Annotated in this window: 16 protein-coding genes and 1 tRNA gene; 9 read left to right on the top strand and 8 right to left on the bottom strand. The window is 68.7% G+C overall.

What is annotated here, in order from left to right; genetic code table 11:
- Positions 1 to 3 precede the first annotated feature (3 nt).
- The gene (locus tag ACPYN9_RS15070; protein WP_424467360.1) at positions 4 to 1,506 is read left to right on the top strand and encodes a sensor histidine kinase; all 1,503 of its coding nucleotides are present in this window, start codon (positions 4 to 6) and stop codon (positions 1,504 to 1,506) included.
- 47 nt (positions 1,507 to 1,553) lie between these two features.
- Here ACPYN9_RS15070 and ACPYN9_RS15065 read toward each other — a convergent pair whose 3' ends face one another.
- Positions 1,554 to 1,802 (bottom strand): WhiB family transcriptional regulator, encoded by a 249-nt coding sequence (locus ACPYN9_RS15065; protein WP_068476994.1) that lies wholly within the window; start codon positions 1,800 to 1,802, stop codon positions 1,554 to 1,556.
- A 179-nt stretch (positions 1,803 to 1,981) separates the two neighbouring features.
- Between ACPYN9_RS15065 and ACPYN9_RS15060 the strand changes: the two genes are divergently transcribed.
- Positions 1,982 to 2,392 (top strand): hypothetical protein, encoded by a 411-nt coding sequence (locus tag ACPYN9_RS15060; protein ID WP_424467359.1) that lies wholly within the window; start codon positions 1,982 to 1,984, stop codon positions 2,390 to 2,392.
- On the opposite strand, the gene bcp is transcribed toward ACPYN9_RS15060, so the two are convergent.
- Complete coding sequence (bcp, locus tag ACPYN9_RS15055; RefSeq protein WP_424467358.1) at positions 2,389 to 2,868, bottom strand: thioredoxin-dependent thiol peroxidase; 480 nt, start codon at positions 2,866 to 2,868, stop codon at positions 2,389 to 2,391. The two genes, ACPYN9_RS15060 and bcp, sit on opposite strands and share 4 nt — an antisense overlap.
- Before the next feature lie 89 nt (positions 2,869 to 2,957).
- Between bcp and ACPYN9_RS15050 the strand changes: the two genes are divergently transcribed.
- Together ACPYN9_RS15050 and ACPYN9_RS15045 are read left to right on the top strand one after the other, a co-directional pair.
- Positions 2,958 to 3,030: transfer RNA gene (locus tag ACPYN9_RS15050), tRNA-Lys, on the top strand.
- 113 nt (positions 3,031 to 3,143) lie between these two features.
- Complete coding sequence (locus ACPYN9_RS15045; protein ID WP_424467357.1) at positions 3,144 to 4,499, top strand: D-arabinono-1,4-lactone oxidase; 1,356 nt, start codon at positions 3,144 to 3,146, stop codon at positions 4,497 to 4,499.
- Between the two features lie 80 nt (positions 4,500 to 4,579).
- On the opposite strand, the gene ACPYN9_RS15040 is transcribed toward ACPYN9_RS15045, so the two are convergent.
- The gene (locus ACPYN9_RS15040; protein ID WP_424467378.1) at positions 4,580 to 5,833 is read right to left on the bottom strand and encodes an MFS transporter; all 1,254 of its coding nucleotides are present in this window, start codon (positions 5,831 to 5,833) and stop codon (positions 4,580 to 4,582) included.
- A gap of 143 nt (positions 5,834 to 5,976) precedes the next feature.
- Between ACPYN9_RS15040 and ACPYN9_RS15035 the strand changes: the two genes are divergently transcribed.
- The gene (locus ACPYN9_RS15035; protein ID WP_424467356.1) at positions 5,977 to 6,768 is read left to right on the top strand and encodes a DsbA family protein; all 792 of its coding nucleotides are present in this window, start codon (positions 5,977 to 5,979) and stop codon (positions 6,766 to 6,768) included.
- A gap of 9 nt (positions 6,769 to 6,777) precedes the next feature.
- On the top strand, positions 6,778 to 7,425 hold the full coding sequence (locus ACPYN9_RS15030; protein ID WP_424467355.1) for a vitamin K epoxide reductase family protein: 648 nt from the start codon (positions 6,778 to 6,780) through the stop codon (positions 7,423 to 7,425).
- A gap of 105 nt (positions 7,426 to 7,530) precedes the next feature.
- Here ACPYN9_RS15030 and ACPYN9_RS15025 read toward each other — a convergent pair whose 3' ends face one another.
- Both ACPYN9_RS15025 and ACPYN9_RS15020 read right to left on the bottom strand, forming a co-directional pair.
- Positions 7,531 to 8,154 (bottom strand): hypothetical protein, encoded by a 624-nt coding sequence (locus ACPYN9_RS15025; protein ID WP_424467354.1) that lies wholly within the window; start codon positions 8,152 to 8,154, stop codon positions 7,531 to 7,533.
- A gap of 132 nt (positions 8,155 to 8,286) precedes the next feature.
- Entirely contained in the window at positions 8,287 to 8,478 is a 192-nt protein-coding gene (locus tag ACPYN9_RS15020) for a hypothetical protein (protein ID WP_424467353.1), read from the bottom strand.
- Between the two features lie 189 nt (positions 8,479 to 8,667).
- On the opposite strand from ACPYN9_RS15020, the gene ACPYN9_RS15015 reads away from it, so the two are divergent.
- The 3 genes from ACPYN9_RS15015 to ACPYN9_RS15005 are packed head-to-tail and all read left to right on the top strand — an operon-like array spanning position 8,668 to position 14,489.
- Positions 8,668 to 9,288 (top strand): TetR/AcrR family transcriptional regulator, encoded by a 621-nt coding sequence (locus ACPYN9_RS15015; protein ID WP_424467352.1) that lies wholly within the window; start codon positions 8,668 to 8,670, stop codon positions 9,286 to 9,288.
- Between the two features lie 21 nt (positions 9,289 to 9,309).
- Positions 9,310 to 12,270, top strand: a complete 2,961-nt coding sequence (locus tag ACPYN9_RS15010; protein WP_424467351.1) for an MMPL family transporter — start codon at positions 9,310 to 9,312, stop codon at positions 12,268 to 12,270.
- The gene (locus ACPYN9_RS15005; RefSeq protein WP_424467350.1) at positions 12,267 to 14,489 is read left to right on the top strand and encodes a YhgE/Pip domain-containing protein; all 2,223 of its coding nucleotides are present in this window, start codon (positions 12,267 to 12,269) and stop codon (positions 14,487 to 14,489) included. The genes ACPYN9_RS15010 and ACPYN9_RS15005 overlap by 4 nt, the downstream gene beginning before the upstream one ends.
- Before the next feature lie 192 nt (positions 14,490 to 14,681).
- On the opposite strand, the gene ACPYN9_RS15000 is transcribed toward ACPYN9_RS15005, so the two are convergent.
- The 3 genes from ACPYN9_RS15000 to ACPYN9_RS14990 are packed head-to-tail and all read right to left on the bottom strand — an operon-like array spanning position 14,682 to position 17,898.
- Positions 14,682 to 15,497, bottom strand: coding sequence for a sugar phosphate isomerase/epimerase family protein (locus tag ACPYN9_RS15000; protein ID WP_424467349.1), 816 nt, complete (start codon positions 15,495 to 15,497; stop codon positions 14,682 to 14,684).
- A 54-nt stretch (positions 15,498 to 15,551) separates the two neighbouring features.
- Complete coding sequence (locus tag ACPYN9_RS14995; protein ID WP_424467348.1) at positions 15,552 to 16,277, bottom strand: response regulator; 726 nt, start codon at positions 16,275 to 16,277, stop codon at positions 15,552 to 15,554.
- Complete coding sequence (locus tag ACPYN9_RS14990) at positions 16,267 to 17,898, bottom strand: sensor histidine kinase (RefSeq protein WP_424467347.1); 1,632 nt, start codon at positions 17,896 to 17,898, stop codon at positions 16,267 to 16,269. Before ACPYN9_RS14990 ends, ACPYN9_RS14995 begins: the two co-directional genes overlap by 11 nt.
- Positions 17,899 to 17,915: the final 17 nt, after the last annotated feature.

Below are 17,915 nucleotides of genomic sequence, written 5' to 3'. Positions count from 1 at the left end.
CGAGTGTCGAGTCTCTCATCGCAACTCCAGCGCCGCGGAACCCTCAGTGAAACTGAGCAGTCGTGGATCCTGCAGCTGAGCGCCGATTGGCAGCTCCTCACCGATCTTTCGTGCGCCGACGTCGTGCTGTGGGTGCACACGAAGGACGACGACTTCGTTGCCGTCGCCCAGGGGCGGCCGTCGAGCGCCCCCACGCTCTTCTACCGCGACCTCATCGGGCAGTCCGTGCGCGAGCAATGGGCAGTCGCCGTGCGACGCGCCTACGAGGAAGGCATCACCGTCCGGTCGACCGAGCCAGACTGGTTCGACGAGATCCCCACCCAGCTCCTCGTGACCCCGGTCTTCTGCCGGGTCCCCGGCGAAGGCGTCAGCGAGCATCCCATCGCGGTCATCACCAGGCACACCAACCTCGGCAGCACGCGCTCGATCACGCGACAGGAGGAGACCTTCCGTGACTGCGCGGACGAGATCTTCGCGATGATCGAGGAAGGGGCTTTCCCAGACCCCGAGGCGCCGCAGATCTCGAGGCGAGGCGCCCCGCGTGCCTCCGACGGGCTCATCAGGCTCGACAAGGACGGCGTCGTCACCTTCGCGAGCGCCAACGCGCTGAGCGCGATGAACAAGCTGGGCTTCGGGGGCGAGCTCGAGGGGGAGGTGCTCTCCGAGGTGGCCTCCGCGCTGGTCCACGACAAGAGCCGAGTCACCGTCGACGAGGCGCTTCCCCTCGTGGTCACCGGCCGGGCCCCCTGGATGACCGATGTCGAGGCGCGGGACATCACCGTGACGCTTCGTGCCCTGCCGCTCCGCGCGCACGGCGAGCGCACCGGAGCGATCGTGCTCTGCCGTGACACCACGGACGTGCGGCACCAGCAGCAGGAGCTCATCACCAAGGACGCCACGATCCGCGAGATCCACCACCGCGTGAAGAACAACCTGCAGACGGTCGCGGCGCTCCTGCGAATCCAAGCGAGGCGCTCCCGCAGCGACGAGGCACGCGAGTCGCTCACTCAGGCGATGCGGCGCGTGTCCTCCATCGCCGTCGTCCACGACACCCTCTCCGGCGGCTTCTCGCAGACGGTCGACTTCGACGAGGTGTTCCTGCGCGTGATGAAGCTCATCACCGAGGTCTCGGCATCGTCGAACACCGTGGTCCGACCCGTCGTGAACGGCCGCTTCGGCACCCTGCCCAGCGAGTACGCGACGCCGCTCGCGCTCGCCCTCACCGAGCTCGTCACGAACTCGGTCGAGCACGGACTCGCCGGGCAGGAGGGCGAGGTGACCGTCACCGCCGAGCAGACGCCGGGCGGACTGTCCGTCACCGTCGCAGATACCGGGTCAGGGTTCGTCACCGGTCGCATCGGTGCCGGGCTCGGCACGCAGATCGTGCGCACCCTGGTCGAAGGGGAGCTGGGCGGCTCCATCGAGTGGCACTCAGAGCCTGGGCAGGGCACCCAGGTCAAGCTCCGGATCCCGAGCCGATGGAAACGCGAAACGGGCGGCGTCTAGACGCCGCCCGTTGGGCGATTCGCGGCGGAGCCGCGGTTCGGTGTCGCTTAGGAAGCGCGGCGAGCGCGCGCCGCGCGGCGCTTGAGAGCGCGGCGCTCGTCTTCAGAGAGGCCGCCCCAGACGCCGGAATCCTGACCCGTGTCGAGTGCGTACTGGAGGCAAACCTCCGTGACCTTGCAGGATGCGCAGACCGCCTTCGCTGCGTCGATCTGGTCGACAGCCGGGCCGGTGTTGCCGACCGGGAAGAAGAGCTCAGGGTCTGCGTCCAAGCAGGCGGCAGTATCGCGCCAATCCATCAGTGGTGCTCCTTATCGAGTGCGCCTCGCGCACAAAAACGCTCCGCTGGGAGCGAAGTTCGTGAACCCGGGATGCGGTGACTGGCCTATAGACTTGGCCTCGATTTTGCATACCTCCGGGTATCTCTACCTAGAGAAAGATTTTGCCACAGCGTGATTTTCCAGGCAAGGGGTAATTCGTGAGCTCAGGCACCACCAAGCGCCCGGCGACCGTCCTGCTGCTCGCCGGAGTCCTCGCGCTGGAGGCCGCGGTGCTCGCGGCGGCGACGGTGTTCCTGGTGCTCGAGACGGCCGCGCAGGAGGCCGACTTCTTCGTCTCATCCCTTGCGCTTGCTGGCCTCGCGCTGCTGGGCACGGTGCTGCTCGCGCTGGTCGCAGGCGCCGCGTTCCGCATGCGCTCCTGGGTGCGCGGAGCCGCCATCACCTGGCAGATTATGCAGCTGGCAGTCGCCTGGGTGTTCCTGCAGGGGGACATCGCGGTATGGATCGGCTGGGCGCTCGTCGGCATCAGCATCCTCGGCATCGTCGCGGCCGTGCATCCGGCGACCGGCCGTGCACTGCGCCGCGACGATGACGAGGTTGCTCGCTAGACCTCGAGGAGTTTGAGGATGCGTGCGACGTGGCCCGCGGCCCGCACGTTGTACATGGCGTGCTCGATCTTTCCCGCTTCGTCGATGATGAAGGTGGAGCGGATGGGGCCAACGGCGACACGGCCGTACTTATTGCGCTCCCCGTAGGCGCCGTAGGCGGTCTGCACCGCGTGGTCGGCATCGCTCAGGAGCGTGAAGTCGAGGTGCTCGGCTTCACGGAACTCGGCCAGCTTCTCGGGTTCGTCGGACGAGATCCCGAGAATCGTGTAGCCGGCTGCGCGGAGGGGGGCATCGCTCTCGCGGAAGTCACAGGCCTCGGCCGTGCATCCGGGGGTGAAGGCTTCTGGGTACGTGTAGAGGATGACTCGCTTGCCTCGGTAGTCGGCGAGCGAGACGGTGTCGCCATCCTGGTCGGTGAGGGTGAAGTCGGGGGCGCTTGCACCTGGCTCGAGTCGGGCCGGAGTTGATGTCGTCATGTCCCCAATCGTGGCATGTTGGGGCCGATTGGACTTCGTGTTCAAAACAGTGCTATGCTCTCTCGGTCGCCACGGAAACGGAACGACATGCACCTCTAGCTCAATTGGCAGAGCAATTGACTCTTAATCAATGGGTTCTCGGTTCAAGTCCGAGGGGGTGTACGAGATAGGCCCGGTAGCTCTCGCCAGCTACCGGGCCTTCTTGCATGCTCCGGAAGCACGCTCGCAGCGCCGCTCTGTGCCATTCTCGGAGGCGCGGTGCTGGCAGAATGGGCATGCACTGGCTTGGCGCGGATCGCGCCGACGACGAGGAGGCGGATTCCGTGACGAATGCACCCGGTGAACTTTGGGCGAACTGGCCGCGAACCGCACGCGCCAACCCCTCGAGCATCGTCGCCCCGCGAACGGCGGCCGAAGTGCAGCAGGTCGTCGCCGAGGCGTACCGAACGGGCAGGCATGTTCGCCCGGTTGGGTCGAGCCACACCTCGAACGCGCTCGCGGCTGCGCCCGACATCCTGCTGGACACGCGCGGTCTGCGAGGCATGAACTGGATCGACCTCGACCGTCGGCAGGCGTCGTTCGGCGCGGGGACGACCATCGCCGAGGCGGGCGCCCTCCTCGAGACCTACGGTTGGCAGCTCGAGAACATCCCGAACAACCCAGCGGTGACCCTGGGTGGTGCGGTCTCGACCGGAAGCCACGGCACCGGGGCCCGATTCGCCAGCCTCTCGTCGCAGCTCCTGTCCGCAACGCTCGTCGCAGGCACGGGCGAGGTCGTGACGATCAGCGATTCCCAGGACCTCGAGCTGTGGCCTTCGGTCAAGCTGAGCCTCGGCGCCCTCGGCATCTTCACCGAGCTGGTGTTCCGCATCGTCCCCGGCTATCGCATCCGCACGTCGGAAGAGCAGGTGCGCATGACGGAGCTCGTGGATGAGTTCACCGTGCTGGCATCAGGCGCCGACCACTTCGCGGCGAGCTGGCGACCGCACACCGACGAGGTGTTCGTCACGCAGGGGTTCCGTGAGTCCGGCGAGATCGCCGACGAGCCGACCCCATCCCGCCGCTCAGCGTCCTTCGGCGCGCTCGGCGAGATGCTGGCCATCGGACTGTCGAAGTCGCTGCCACTGCTCACCCCCGCGGTCAACAAGCTTGCGAACCGCGTGCATCCGGTCGGCGAGGCGACGCTCGGGCCACTGCGAGCACTCGCCGAACCGGCGCCCGTTCGCTTCGCGTCGCTCGAGTATGCGTTTCCGATCGCCGAGACCCCGGAGGTGCTCCGGGCGCTCGACGAGACCATCGAGCGCGAGCACCTGAACCTGCCCTACGCCGTCCGCATCTCGACGACCGCCGGCGACGACGCCTACCTCTCGAACGCCTACGGCAAGACCGTCGGCAACATCACCGTGCGAGTGCCGTCGACCATCGATGCGCGTCCCATCTTCCGTGCCACGGAGGACCTGTTCCTGCGGCTCGGCGGGCTGCCGCACTGGGGTGCCTTCCACACTGTCCGCGCCGAGGAGTTCAAGCACGTGCTGATGCGCTTCGGTGACTTCCACACGGCCCGAGAACGGCTCGACCCTGCCGGCGTGTTTGACAACGCCCACCTCAGGCGGGTGCTCGGCGGGCACTGATCCGCGGGCGCACGCGCGGCCGTGCGAGCGACCGAGCCAGCCCTGCCCGTGGGCAGCCCGAGCGAGCGTCGAGCGGTGCCTCAGAGCGGGTCGCCGGCGCGGGGGTCGTCCAGGTTTCGCCAGGGACGGTCCCGCCAGCGGAACGCTCCGGCCCGATGCAGGATCCACGCGGCGAGCAGCGCCCCGACGGCGCCAGACGCGCCGCCGGTCAGCAGGGCCGCGCGCGGCCCAAGCAGCTCCACGATCCATCCCATCACCGGGGCCCCGACCGGGGTGCCGCCGAGGAAGATCGCCATGTAGAGCGAGAGCACGCGTCCGCGCATCGAAGGCTCGACGCTGCCCTGCACCAGCGCGTTCGCCGTCGTGATTGCGCTGAGCGACGTGAAGCCGATGGGGACCAGGGCGATGGCGAACAGCCAGAAGGTGGGAGCCAGCGCAGCGGCGAGACAGCTCAGTGCGAAGAACCCGCTCGACAGGAGCAGCACGCGGAAGCGGGCCCGCTCCCGCTTCGCCGCAAGCAGCGCCCCACCGAGCGAGCCGACGGCGAGGATCGAGGACAGGAATCCGAAGCTGTCGGCACCGCCGCCGAACTCCATGGTCGTCATGGTGGCGGTGTAGATCGGGAAGTTCAGCCCGAAGGTGCCGAGGAGGAACACGAGCACGAGGACGGCGATGATGTCGGGGCGTCCCGCGACGTAGCGGACCCCCTCCCGGATCTGGCCGCGGCCGCGTCTCGACGGGGGAGCGGGCAGAAGCTCGGAGGTGCGCATCGCCAGGAGCGCCGCGATCGTCGCCAAGTAGGTGAGCGCGTTGACGAGGATCACCGGTCCGGCCCCGATGAGCACGGTCAGCACGCCCGCAACGGCCGGGCCGAGCATCCGCGCCCCGTTGAACGATGCTGAGTTGAGCGCTACGGCGTTCGAGAGCAGCTTGAGGCCAACCACCTCGGAGACGAACGCCTGGCGCGCTGGTGCGTCCAGGGAGGCGGCGCAGCCGAGCAGCAGGGCGAAGACGTAGACGTGCCAGAGCTCGGCGACGCCGGCGGTGACGATCGCGCCCAGTGCGAGGGCTAGGACCGCCATCACCGCCTGGGTCCAGATGAGCACCTTGCGCTTCGAGAAGCGATCGGCGATGACGCCGGCGTACGGCGCGAGGAGGAGCTGGGGGCCGAACTGCAGTGCCATGACGACGCCGAGCGCTGTCGCGTCGTTGTCAGTGAGCTCCGTCAGGACGATCCAAGCCTGCGCGGTGCGCTGCATCCACGTGCCCACGTTGGAGGTGAGCGAGCCCGCGAACCAGATGCGGTAGTTCCGTTCCCGGAGCGAACGGAACATGGAACTCACGGCAGCTGCTCTCTGAGGGGGATCGCGGTCTTGGGGTGCACAATGTAATAGTTGTGGCCGCAAGTATGTATGTGAAGGTCACAAAATGATCTCACGTACAATGACGCCGGTCGTCGAACCCGAGGAGAGCCGCAATGGCAGACAAGAACCGCGAACACATCCAAAAGCTTCGCGAGGAGGCCAACGCCATCCGCAAGCAGGAGGAAGCGCGCGCCAAGCGCACGCGCGTGCTGACGCAGCTCGGCATCATCGTCGGCGCTGTCGTCGTGCTCGGAGCCATCGTGCTCCTCGCCGTGTTCGGTTCCACCTGGTTCGGCAAGAAGATCGAGCTCACGGCCGACGGCACTGTCGCCGTGCAGCGTCTCGACGGCTCCAGCGTCGAACAGCCCATCGAGGTCGTCGACAACTCGGCGATCGTCGTGGGAGCGGCAGACGCTCCCGTCAAGATCGACTACTACTACGACTACTCGTGCCCGCACTGCGTGGACTACCACGAGCAGACCGGCGCGGTCTACAACGACCTCGTGGCCGCAGGTGAGGCCCAGGTCACCTACCACGCCATCAACATCGTCGCGCCGTACGGGGCTGAGGCGGCGGCGGCCATCGCCTCCACCGTCGCCTACGAGCCGTCCGCGTTCTTCGCGGTGCACGACGGCCTCTTCGGCATCCCCGCGCAGACCCAGTCGAACTGGGGCCCCGCCGACTACTCCTCGGCGCTCAGCCAGCTCGGAGTGACCAACAGCGAGGCACTCGCGGCTGCGACCAACGGAGAGTTCTCCGGGTGGGCCGCCGCGAACACCGCGGCCTCGCGTGAGGCCGGGGTCTCCGGCACGCCGAGCATCTTCATAGACGGAGAGCTGCAGCAAACGCCTCCAACTGCCGAGGACCTCATGGGTCTCGTCGGCACCGCGAACACGGGCGAGTAGCGGCGCAACGTGACGAGCTCACCTGAACTGGCTGAAGCTGCCGAGGACGAGCAGGGTGGCGCATCCAAGCTGCCCTGGCTCGTCCGCACGCCCAGGACCGTCGCGTGGGCGCTCGTCGTCTTCGGCGGCGTCGGGTTGCTCGCAAGCTTCTTCCTGACCGTCGAGTACATCCACAAGTTGCAGGCACCAAGCGAAGCGCTCGTCTGCGACCTCAGCCTCTTCGTCACCTGCGGGCCAGCCATGCAATCCTCTGCTGGCGCGATCCTCGGCTTCCCGAACATCATCATCGGTCTCGTCGCGTTCTCCGTGACGGTCGCGATCGGCGCCGGCATCTTCGCCGGCGCCGGGTACCGCCGGTGGTTCTGGGTCGCCTTCCAGGTCGGCCTCGTCGGCGCCGCTGCGCTCGTGAGCTACCTGCAGTGGTACAGCGCCTTCGAGCTCGCTCGACTGTGCCTCTGGTGCATGATCATCTGGGCGGCGACGATTCCGCTCGTCACGACCGGCACAATCTTCAACCTCGCGCACGGCCACCTCGGTGCCGGCGCGCAGCGTGTGGGGCGCAAGCTCGCACCGTACCTGGTCACGATCGTCATCGTCTGGTACCTCGTTGTGGTCGCCGTCGTCTTCGCGGGTCTGCTGCCCTACTTCGCGCTCTAGTCGCGGTCGCCGCGCACAGCAAAGAACCCCGGTCCGAAACTCGGACCGGGGTTCTTTGCTGTGTGTGGCGTTGCTGTGCGTCAGTGTCTGACAGTGGCGCTCGGCTTAGGCGATCTTGCGCGGTGCCGACGCGTGCGCAGCGATGTCGGCGGGGCGAGGGGTCACTGTCTCGACGAGGTCTTCGAGTGACTCTTCTGGCTTGAGAAACGTCTCGATGGCCCGCTGCCGCTCCTGTTCGCTCACCGGTGCGAGGCGTGCGGGGGCCTCTTGCCCTGCTTCCAGCGCTGCGACCGAGCCGAGGGTGTTCTGGATGCGTCGGACCAGGTCTGCCACCATGATCTCCGAGAACATGGCATCGTCGCCGGGTTCGCGGTCGGGGCGCCACTCGAGCCGGTAGCGGCCCTCGGCGCCGAACATGTCGTCGAGCAGCATCGTGAGCTCTTCGCGGGCTTCGTCGCTCATGATGGCGCTCGGCTCGAGGAGGCGGGGCGGCTCCAGCTCGCTGCTGGGTCGCTCGAGGCCAGAGAAGTTGGGGTGGCCGCCGAGCGGCATGGCCGGACGTGCCGATGGTGCTGAGGCGGCTGGGATCGGGGCCGGGACGGCGCCGGGCTGTGGCTGGGGGAGCGCGGGCGGGACCGCCGCTCCGGGCTGCTGGGTCGACTGCGTCGACTCTGTCGTCGACGGGGCGTCACCCTCGGGGTGTCGCCGCTTGCGGAACCAACCGAACACGGAGTCCCCTTTCTGCACCGGGTTTGTAGGCTCTTGCCTGGGGTCAGATGATCTGGCCCCAGAATGAGACAGCACTAGTCTCGCGTCGTTCGTGCGGCGTGTCGACAGACACGCCGCACGCCCTGCGGAATATTAGTCCAGCTCGAGCTTCTTCTGGTTCGCGTCGTCCATAACGGCGCTGATCGCGAGTGCCGTCGAGATGCCCCAGGCGAGCCAGATGAGCACTGCGCGCCAGCGCTTCGTCTCCATCGACGTCTGTCGGAAGACACTGACGATGCCGAAGACCGACGACAGGATCGCTCCGTTGGTGAGGAATTTGCGCATGGGTTCCGCTCCCTGCTCGTGTCGGGGGTGCGTCGCTGGGACCGCGCCGCCCTTCTGGTTGACGCCGCCAGAGTAGCGGGGTCGCCTGGCCGATTCGTGAGGTCCGCCGCATGTCCCGTGAGGCGATCGGGTCGCGTTGTTCCTGACCGATCGGTTGAAGTCTGACCGTTCGGTCAATAGACTCTGCGGGTGACCGAGCACCCGCGCCCCTCAGAGTCTGCCCAGGATCTCCCTCCTACCGTCGAGCAGCCCGCGCATCCACCCACCTCGCGCCAGTTGCCGACCGACCTGCTGAAGCAGGCGGCACTCGTCGAGTTCGCCGCGCACGGCTACGAGGGTGCCTCGCTGCAAGAGATCGCACGCAAGGCCGGGTACACGAAGGCGAACCTGCTCTACCACTTCGGGTCGAAGCAGGGGCTCTTCGAGCAAGCCGTGCTCGAGGCCCTCGGCGCATTCGAGCAGCTCGTCGACTCGCTGCAGCACCTCGATATCGGGGCTGAAGACGAGCGGCTTGTCGGCCCCTTCGTCGACTTTCTCCTGCAGCACCGCCTCGCCGTGCACATGTTCGTGAACCACCGCAGCACCGGCGCCGGCGAGTTCATCGCCAGCCGCGTCGATCCCGTCATTCAGCGCCTGGTCGACGCGCTCTCCGACGACGACCCGGACCGGTCGCTGCGCATCGCCATCGGCCTCGCAGGGGTGACCTATTGCCTCGCGAACGAGAACATCCCAGGAGGCGCGCGAACGCAGGAGCCGACGCGCGACGAACTCGTCGCCGCACTCACCTTCATCTCGGCCACGCGCCGGTAGTCGACAGGCAGGACACGAACCATGGCTCTCCTCCTCTTCCGAATCGCCAGGGGCTCCTACCGGCGCCCGTGGCGCGTGCTCGGCGCGTGGGTCCTCCTCCTGGGCGTCGCCCTCGGCGTCGGGCTCGGCGCGGGCGGGACACTCAAGGAATCGTTTGCCATTCCTGGCACGCAGTCGCAGGCCGCGCTCGACCGGCTCGGCGAAGTGTTTCCCGAAGCTGCGGGCGCGAGCGCCAGCGTCGTCGTCGTGGCGCCGGAGGGCGAGTCGGTCGAAGACGCCGCCTCCAAGGACGCGATCGACGCCGCCGCCGACCGGCTCGGCGAGCTCGACGGCGTGAGCCAGGCGCTCTCGCCGTTCTCGGAGTACGCGACCGATGCGGTGTCCGACGACGGGCAAGCGGGCATCATCCGAGTGCAGTTCGACGGCACGAGCGAGGACATCAGCGAGGAACTCGTGGTCGAGGTGACCGAGATCGGCACCTCGCTCGAGAGCGCTGGCCTGCAGGTCGGCTTCGATGGGCAGATCTTCCAGAACCTCGAGTACGGGCTGACGCCGACCGAGATCGTCGGCGTGGTCTTCGCGGCGATCGTGCTCCTCGTGACCTTCGGGTCCGTCCTCGCCGCCGGTCTGCCGCTCGCATCCGCCATCGTCGGCGTCGGCGTCACGATGGGCGGCATCCTCTTCGCCGCCAAGTTCGTCGTCGTCTCGAGCGCGACGCCGCTGCTCGCGGTCATGATCGGCCTCGCCGTCGGAATCGACTACGCCCTCTTCGTCGTCTCGCGCCACCGGACCCAGCTCGCGAACGGCATGGATGCCGAGGAGTCGACCGCCACCGCCGTCGGCACGGCGGGCAACGCCGTCGTCTTCGCCGGGGTCACCGTCATGATCGCGCTGCTCGGGCTGATGATCGTCGGCATCCCGTTCCTCAGCGTCATGGGGATCGCGGCGGCGGCGGCGGTGTTCGCCGCCATGGCCGCGGTGGTCACGCTGGTGCCGGCACTGCTCGGCTTCGCCGGCGAGCGGATGCGCCCGAAGGCAGGGTCGCGCGCCTTCCGTCGCGAGACGGGAGCAGACGCCAAGCCGACGATCGGTCGCCGCTGGGTGCGCCTGGTCATGCGGGCGCCGCTGGCCTTCGCGCTCGCGGTGGTCGCCATCCTCGGCACCCTCGCGATCCCCGCGCTCGACCTCAAGCTCGCGCTGCCCTCGGGGGCGTCCGAGCCCGAGGACAGCGTGGCGCACGTCGGCTACGACCTCGTCTCGGAGCACTTCGGGCCCGGAGCCAACGGACCCCTCATCGTCATGGTCGACATCACGCAGGGCGACAACGAGACCCTGCTGGATGATCTGCAGCTCATCGCCGACCGGGTGGCGGAGGTCGACGGGGTCGACACCGTCGGCGACCCGCTGCCCAACCTGACGATCGACTCCGCCATCATCCAGGTCGTGCCGAGCACCGGGCCGGACGACGACGAGACGCTGCGCGTCGTCGGCGAGATTCGCGATCTCGGCGACGAGCTTGAGGCTGAGACCGGCATGGTGACCTCGGTGACGGGCGCCACCGCCATTGCGCTCGACATCTCCGACCGTCTGAATCGTGCACTGCTGCCGTTCGCCGCCGTCGTCGTCGGGCTCAGCTTCTTCCTGCTCATGATGGTGTTCCGGTCGATCCTGGTCCCGCTCAAGGCAGCGCTGAGCTTCCTCCTCAGCGTCTTCGCCGCCTTCGGCGTGGTCGTGGCGATCTTCCAGTGGGGCTGGTTCGCCGACGCGCTGCACGTCGTGCCCGGCCCGATCATCAGCTTTATGCCGATCCTGCTCATGGCGATCATCTTTGGACTGGCCATGGACTACGAGGTCTTCCTCGTCTCCGGGATGCGCGAGGCGTACGTGCGCAGCGGCAACGCCAGGGACGCGGTCGAGACAGGATTCGCAAACGGCGCGCGCGTCGTCACCGCGGCGGCGCTGATCATGTTCTTCGTCTTCGCTGCGTTTGTGCCCGAGGGAGCAGGAGTCATCAAGGCGATCGCGCTCGGTCTCGCCGCCGGCATCTTCTTCGACGCCTTCCTCGTCCGCATGACCCTCGTCCCCGCCATCATGACGATGCTGGGCTCGCGCGCCTGGACGCTCCCGCGGTGGCTCGACCGCATCCTGCCCGACCTCGACGTCGAAGGGGAGCACCTTCGCCACTACCGCCAGAACGTCGAATGGATGCAAGGCCAGCAGGACGGCATCGCCATGGCGAGCCTCGTCGCCGGGACGGAATCCAACGCGACCCGGCCCGTGACCGGTGGCATCGGGCGCGGCGGCGTGCTGCTCGTCGAAGGGCGACTCGCTGAGCGCAGACTGCTGGCCGCGACGCTCGCGGGGCGTATCGCGCCGGTCAGCGGGCACGCGCACGCGCACGGGCACCTCACACCCGGCGACGAGGGCGCGCTCATGCGGCGGGTCGCCGTCGTCGACGCGGCCACGCTCGACGCGAGATCGGCCGAGCTCACCGTGGGCGCACTCCTCGAGGAGCGGCTGCGACTCGGGCGCGGTTCCGTCGCCGGGCCAGTGCCGGAAGCACTCATCCAGCAGGGAGTAGCCGAGCTGGCGGCCGCGGCGACCAGGCTGCGAGACGGCTCCCCGGGTGTCCGCGCGGGAACGACCCTCGGTGAGCTTCGTCCCGCCGCAAGAGGAGTCGCGCTCGCGCGCATCGCGCTCGCCGAGCGACCCGAGGTGCTCATCCTCGACCTCGGTCCGGGCGCAGACCCCGAGTCGACCACCCGACTCGCCGGCGCGCTGCTCGCCGAGACGAGCGCACTCGCCCCGGCAGACACGACGCTCGTGCTCGGACTCCCCGCCGGCCTGGATGCCGCATCCATCGTGGGAAAGGTGAGGCGCCCCGCCGGCCGAATCCGCCTCGACGCCCCGCCACGCGCATCCGCCGACGCGTCGGCCCAAGATCTCGAAGCAACTAGCACGCACAAGGGAGCACTCGCATGAGCGCCGCCGTCCTCCACGCCGTCACGGCCGACCGCACCGCGCTGCGCCGCAGGCGCCTGCGCAACCTGCTCGTCGCGATCCTCGTTCCGCTCTTCGCCGCGGGAGCCTACTTCGCGGGGCTCGCCGGCGCCGAGGCGCGCACCGCGGCGATCCCCGCCATGATCGTGAACAACGACGAGCTGCAGACCATGACCGGACCAGACGGCACGGAGACGACGGTCATCGCGGGACGACTCGTCGTCAGCGCGCTCACCGACCCCGAAACGCCGACCGGATTCGACTGGCAGCTCGCCGACGCCGACACCGCTCGGGCCGCACTCGAGGACGGCTCCGCGTACGTCGTCGTGACGATCCCAGATGACTTCTCGGCGCGCATCGCCGGCATCGCGGACGACGGGGCCACCCCGGCCACGATCGACGTGACCACCGACCAATCGCACGACTACCTGTCGCCCGCGATCGCCAACGGACTCGCGGATGCGCTCACCGCCCAGTTCGGCACGCAGGTCACCGAGATGGTGGCCGTGCAGCTCTTCGACGGCATCGGCCAGACGGCCTCGTCGCTGCGAGACGCCGCCGACGGTGCCGCCCTGCTCGCCGACGGAGGCACGCAGCTCGGCACCGGCCTCGCGCAGTTCTCAGACGGGCAGCGCGAGCTCGGGACAGGGCTCACGCAGAGCGCCGACGGGGCGACCGAGCTGTCGAGCGGAGTGACGACCTACGTCTCGGGCGTGAGCCAGCTCTCGAGCGGCGTCACCCAGTACACGGGCGGCGTCGACCAGCTGTCGGCAGGCATCACGCAGTACACCAGCGGGGCAGATCAGCTCGCGGCGGGCGTCGGGCAGCTGGCCCTGCAGACGCCGACGCTCCGCGACGGCGGGCAGCAGCTCCAAGGCGCCGGCGCACAGCTCGAGGCATACTCGACGGCGGTCACGCAAGGCACTGCCACCTACCAGAACGACATCCGGCCGGTGCTCGTCGCGCTCAACGACTCGACGGAAGGGCTCGTCGCCTGGTGCGCGGCGCTCGCCGACCCCACCCTCAAGAGCGAGTGCGAGGCGCAACTCACCGCGCTCGCGGGCACGACGGGCGGCGTGGACGGCCTCGTCGACACGCTCGACAACGCGACGGGGGAGCTCACCGCCGTCACCGAAGGAGCCTCCGGGCTCACCGAGCTCGGCGCGGGACTCGTCACCCTTGCCGACGGCATCGACCAGCTCAACACGGGAGCCACGCAGCTCTCGGCAGGCTCGAGCGGCCTCACCAGCGGCGCGTCCGACCTCGTGACGGCCGGCGACGAGCTCGAGCGCGGCGCATCCCAGCTCGCCACGGGAGGCACCGAGCTCCAGACGGGCGCCAGCGCCCTCGCCACCGGGCTCGGCCAGCTCCGCGACGGACAGCAGCAGCTCGCCGACGGCGTCGCACCCATCCAAGACGGCGTCGGCGAACTCACCTCGGGAGCGACCCAGCTGTCGACCGGGCTCAACGACGGCGCCGCGCAGGCGGAGAACGCCGTCGGCGACCCAGAAGCGCTCGCGGGCGTCGTCGCGAACCCGATCGAGGCGAACACGACCATGCAGCACGAGGTCAGCTTCGGCGAGATCCTCACCGCCCTCATCCTGCCCCTGACGCTCTGGCTGGCCGCACTCGCAACCACGCTCATGCGCCGGCTCGTGCCGACCGAGGCCTACGCCTCCATGGCCTCAAACGGGCGCATCCTGCTCGACGCGACCAAGCGCATGCTCCTCCCGCTGGCGGTCGTGCTCTTCGCCGTGCTCGTCATCGCCCACGGGTTCCTCGCGGTCCCCGTCATGGCGGCGTTCGCAACGCTTGGGCTCGGCGCCCTGTGCGCGATCGCGCTCATCGGCATCCACCTGCTTTTCACAACGCTCTGGGGCCGACGCGCCGCGGCCGTCGCCTCCATCGGGCTCCTGAGCATCCAGGTGCTCGCCATCAGGGGCCTCGTGCCGCTCGAACTGAAGTCGCCGTTCGTCGAGACGCTGTCGGGCCTGCTGCCGGGAACCCACCTCGCCGCCGGGCTGCAGCTCGCCTACTCGGGCGGCAGCGCATCCGGAGTCGTCACGGCCGCCATCGGCATGATCGTCATCGGCGCCGTCGGGTTCGCGGCCGCCAGTCTCGTCATCGGGCGCAGGCGGCGGTCGAAGCCGGCGCTGGTCGCCGGCCTCGCCGCCGGGCGTCCGGAACTCGTCGCCGCGTAGCACCGCGCTGCGCGGGCCGGCCACGCGTCTCGGGGTAGCGCACGTCTCGGGGCGGCCGCACCTTTTCGGGCCCAGCGCTGTCGTATGCGAGAGCCAAAGTCTCGGGATGGGTTCCTCATCTCGGGATGGCTTGCAACCCATCTCGAGGTGAGAAACCCATCCCGAAACGGGAGTGGGAGACTGGAGCGGGCGTTAGACGGCGTCGGGGACCGCGCGGCCCAGCTGCAGGTGCTCGTGCGCGAAGGCGACGGTCTCCCGAAGCATGCGCAGGCGGTCGGCCTCGTTCTTGGCCTTGCGAGTGTTGACTTCGGCGACGACGTGGCCTGACCAGCCGATCGACGCGAGGTACTGCAGCGTCTCGGCGACGGGCTGACCGCCTTGGCCCGGCGCGAGGTGCTCGTCGAAGAGCTTGTCGTTCGCTTCTGGCGCCTGGCCGTCGCAGAGGTGGATGTGCCGGAGCCGGTCGCCCGCAGCCTTCGCCATCTGTAGTGAGTCGCGCCCGGAGAGGGCGGCGTGCGAGAAGTCGAGGGTGATGGCGTCGCAGTCCATGTCGACCGGGTCGATGCCCGGCTTGTACGCCTGCAAGGCCCGGCCCGAGACCTTCCACGGGAACATGTTCTCGACGGCGATCTCAGTGCCGGTGTCTGCGTTGATCTCGCGGACGATGTCGAGGAAGTTCTCCGCGTACCCCGACTGCCAGCGGAACGGTGGGTGGACAACAACCGTGGAGGCGCCGATGTCGCGTGCCAGCTCGGCCGAGCGCTGCAGCTTCGTGCGCTGGTCCCTGCCCCACACGAACTGCGTGAACAGGAGCACGGGAGCGTGCACGGCGAGCACGGGGAGCTGGTACCTGTCGATGAGGCGCTTCAGCGCATCCACACTGCGTGACGTCTGGTCGGTCGAGATCATGATCTCCATTCCGTCGAAGCCCGCATCGCGAGCTATCTGGAAGGACGTCTCGACAGACTTCGGAAACGTGCAGGAGGTGCTCATGCCGACGGTGATCATTTTCCGGAGATTACTCCTCCCGGCTGTCCGAAAGGTGACGAAGCGCGGAAGCGGTTAGGCGAGGCGGTACTCGAGTTCGGGCCGGCCGGGCGTCCCGTACCTGGGGGTGCGCTCGGCGGCGGATGTCTCGACGAGGTGCTCGAGGTACCGCCGCGCGGTGACCCGGGACAGCGTCAGACGTTCCGAGAGCTCCTTCGCGGAGATGCCCGTCTCGGGTGCCAGGTCGCGGAGCGCGGCGACGACGCTCGCGAGCGTCTCGCTTGTGAGACCTTTCGGCAGGGACGTCTGATGGGTGGCCTGGCGGAGGGACGCCAGGGTCTGGTCGACTTCGTCCTGGCTCGAGACGACATGGTCGAAGAGCCCGGCGCGGTACTCCCTGAGCGCTTCGAGTTTCTCGGCGAAGGTCTGGAACGTGAACGGCTTGAGGAGATAGTGGGCGATGCCGAGCGAGACGGCCTGCTTGACGGTCGTGGCTTCGCGAACGGCGGTGACGGCGATGATGTCGACGTCGTGGCCTTCTGTGCGGAGGCGCCGAGCGACGTCGATCCCCGTCGCATCCGGCATGTTGATGTCGAGGAGGACCACGTCGATGCGCTCCGCGTCGCCGGTGGCGGCCGCTCTGACGGCGAGGATCGCAGCGGATGCGGTGCTGACGACGCCCACGGCGCGGAAGCCCGGGAGTCGGTCGACGTAGGACGCGTGGGCCTGCGCCGTGAGCGCCTCGTCGTCGACGACCAGCACCTGGAGGAGGGAAGCCCGGCCTTCTTGCTCATCGGCCATCTACGATTTGCCCCTCTCTCGCTGGCGCCGCGATGGCTGGCTCCTGGGCCTGCACGGGCAGGCACACGGTGAACGCGGAGCCGTCGACCTCGATGCTGCCGCCCGCCCGACGGACCGCTTGGCGCACGAGCGCGAGCCCCACGCCGCGGCCCTTGCCCGGTTTGCCGGAGACGCCGAACTCGAAGATCCGGTCGAGGAACTCCGGGTCTGGTCCGTTGCCGCTGTCGCTCACCTCGATGAGGACCTCGGCGTCGAGCTCCTCGACGAACACACGGACCGCGGGCGCGGGCGTTGCGCGCGCGGCCTCGAGCGCGTTGTCGATGAGGTTACCGACGATCGTGATGAGGTCTCTCGCCGAGGCGCTCGCGGGAACCCGCTCGGGGAGGTGCAACTCGAAGCGCACGTCCATTTCGTCGGCCTGCGCGGACTTCCCGAGCAGCAGCGCGACGAGGACCGGGTCCTCGATGGCGCGCACGAGGCGGTCGGCGAGCTCTTGGCTGACGTCGAGCGTCGAGCTCGCGAGCCGCATCGCCTCGTCAGGGCGGCCGAGCTCGATGAGGGCGATGATGGTGTGCAGGCGGTTCGCGAACTCGTGCGCCTGCGAGCGCAGCGCCGCCGCGAGGGTCTGCGACGTCTCGAGCTCGCCGCTCAACTCCTCGATGCGCGAGTGGTCACGCAACGTGACCACGGTTCCCGCGAAGCGCGGTGCATCCTGACCCGGCCCGCGGGTCGCGACGGCCTCGCTGTTCACGACGAGCACGTGCCGCTCGGTGACGACGATCTCGTCGACCACGGCATCCGCCCTCAGGAGGACGTCACGCAGGATGTCGGGAACATCGAGATCAGCGACGGGAACGGGGGTCGCCTGCGGGTCGAACGGCGGAAGCCCCAAGTACTCGGATGCGACGACGTTGGTGAGCGCGATGCGCCCCTTGGTGTCGATGAGCACGAGCCCTTCATCGATGGAACGGAGCACGCCCTCGTAGTAGGCGAACATTCGGGCGAGGTCCTCCGGGCCGCGGTTGTCGGTAACCCGGCGCAGATATCGGCTCAACGCCCAGGCGCCTGTGCCGCCGATGAGGAGGGCGCCGAGCGCCGACCAGAGTATGAGGGCGATGCGGGAGCCCGTTGCGACGTGCGCGTTCGAGACGGTGACGCCGGCGGAGACGAGCGCCACGATCTCGCCGTCGTCGGCGATCGGGGCCACGGCACGGACGGAGGGGCCGAGCGTGCCCGTGTAGGTTTCGGTGAACGTCGAGCCGGCGAGTGCCGCGTCGATGTTGCCCTGGAAGAGTCGACCGATCTCCTCGGGGTTGCGGTGCGTGATGCGCACCCGGTCGGTGTCCATGATCGTGATGAAGTCGATGCCGGTGGAGTCGGAGATGCCGATGGCGTACGGCTGGAGGCTGCTGCTCGGGTCGGCGGTCTGCAGCTGCTCGACAACGAACGGGTCGTGGGCGATCGTCTCGGCGACGGCCACGCTCCGCAGCGCGGCGTCGTCCTCTGCCTCGCGACGCGCATCCGCCCACACGATGGCAACGCCGATGCCGGTCAGCGCGAGGATGGCGACGAACTGCAGCACGAACAGCCGCGTGGCGACGCTCCAGCTTGCGAATCGCATGGCGCCTCCTCAGCGTC

This window comes from Pseudoclavibacter helvolus, assembly GCF_049707175.1.
GTDB lineage: Bacteria > Actinomycetota > Actinomycetes > Actinomycetales > Microbacteriaceae > Pseudoclavibacter > Pseudoclavibacter helvolus_A.
This window is presented reverse-complemented; position numbering and strand designations above follow the sequence as displayed.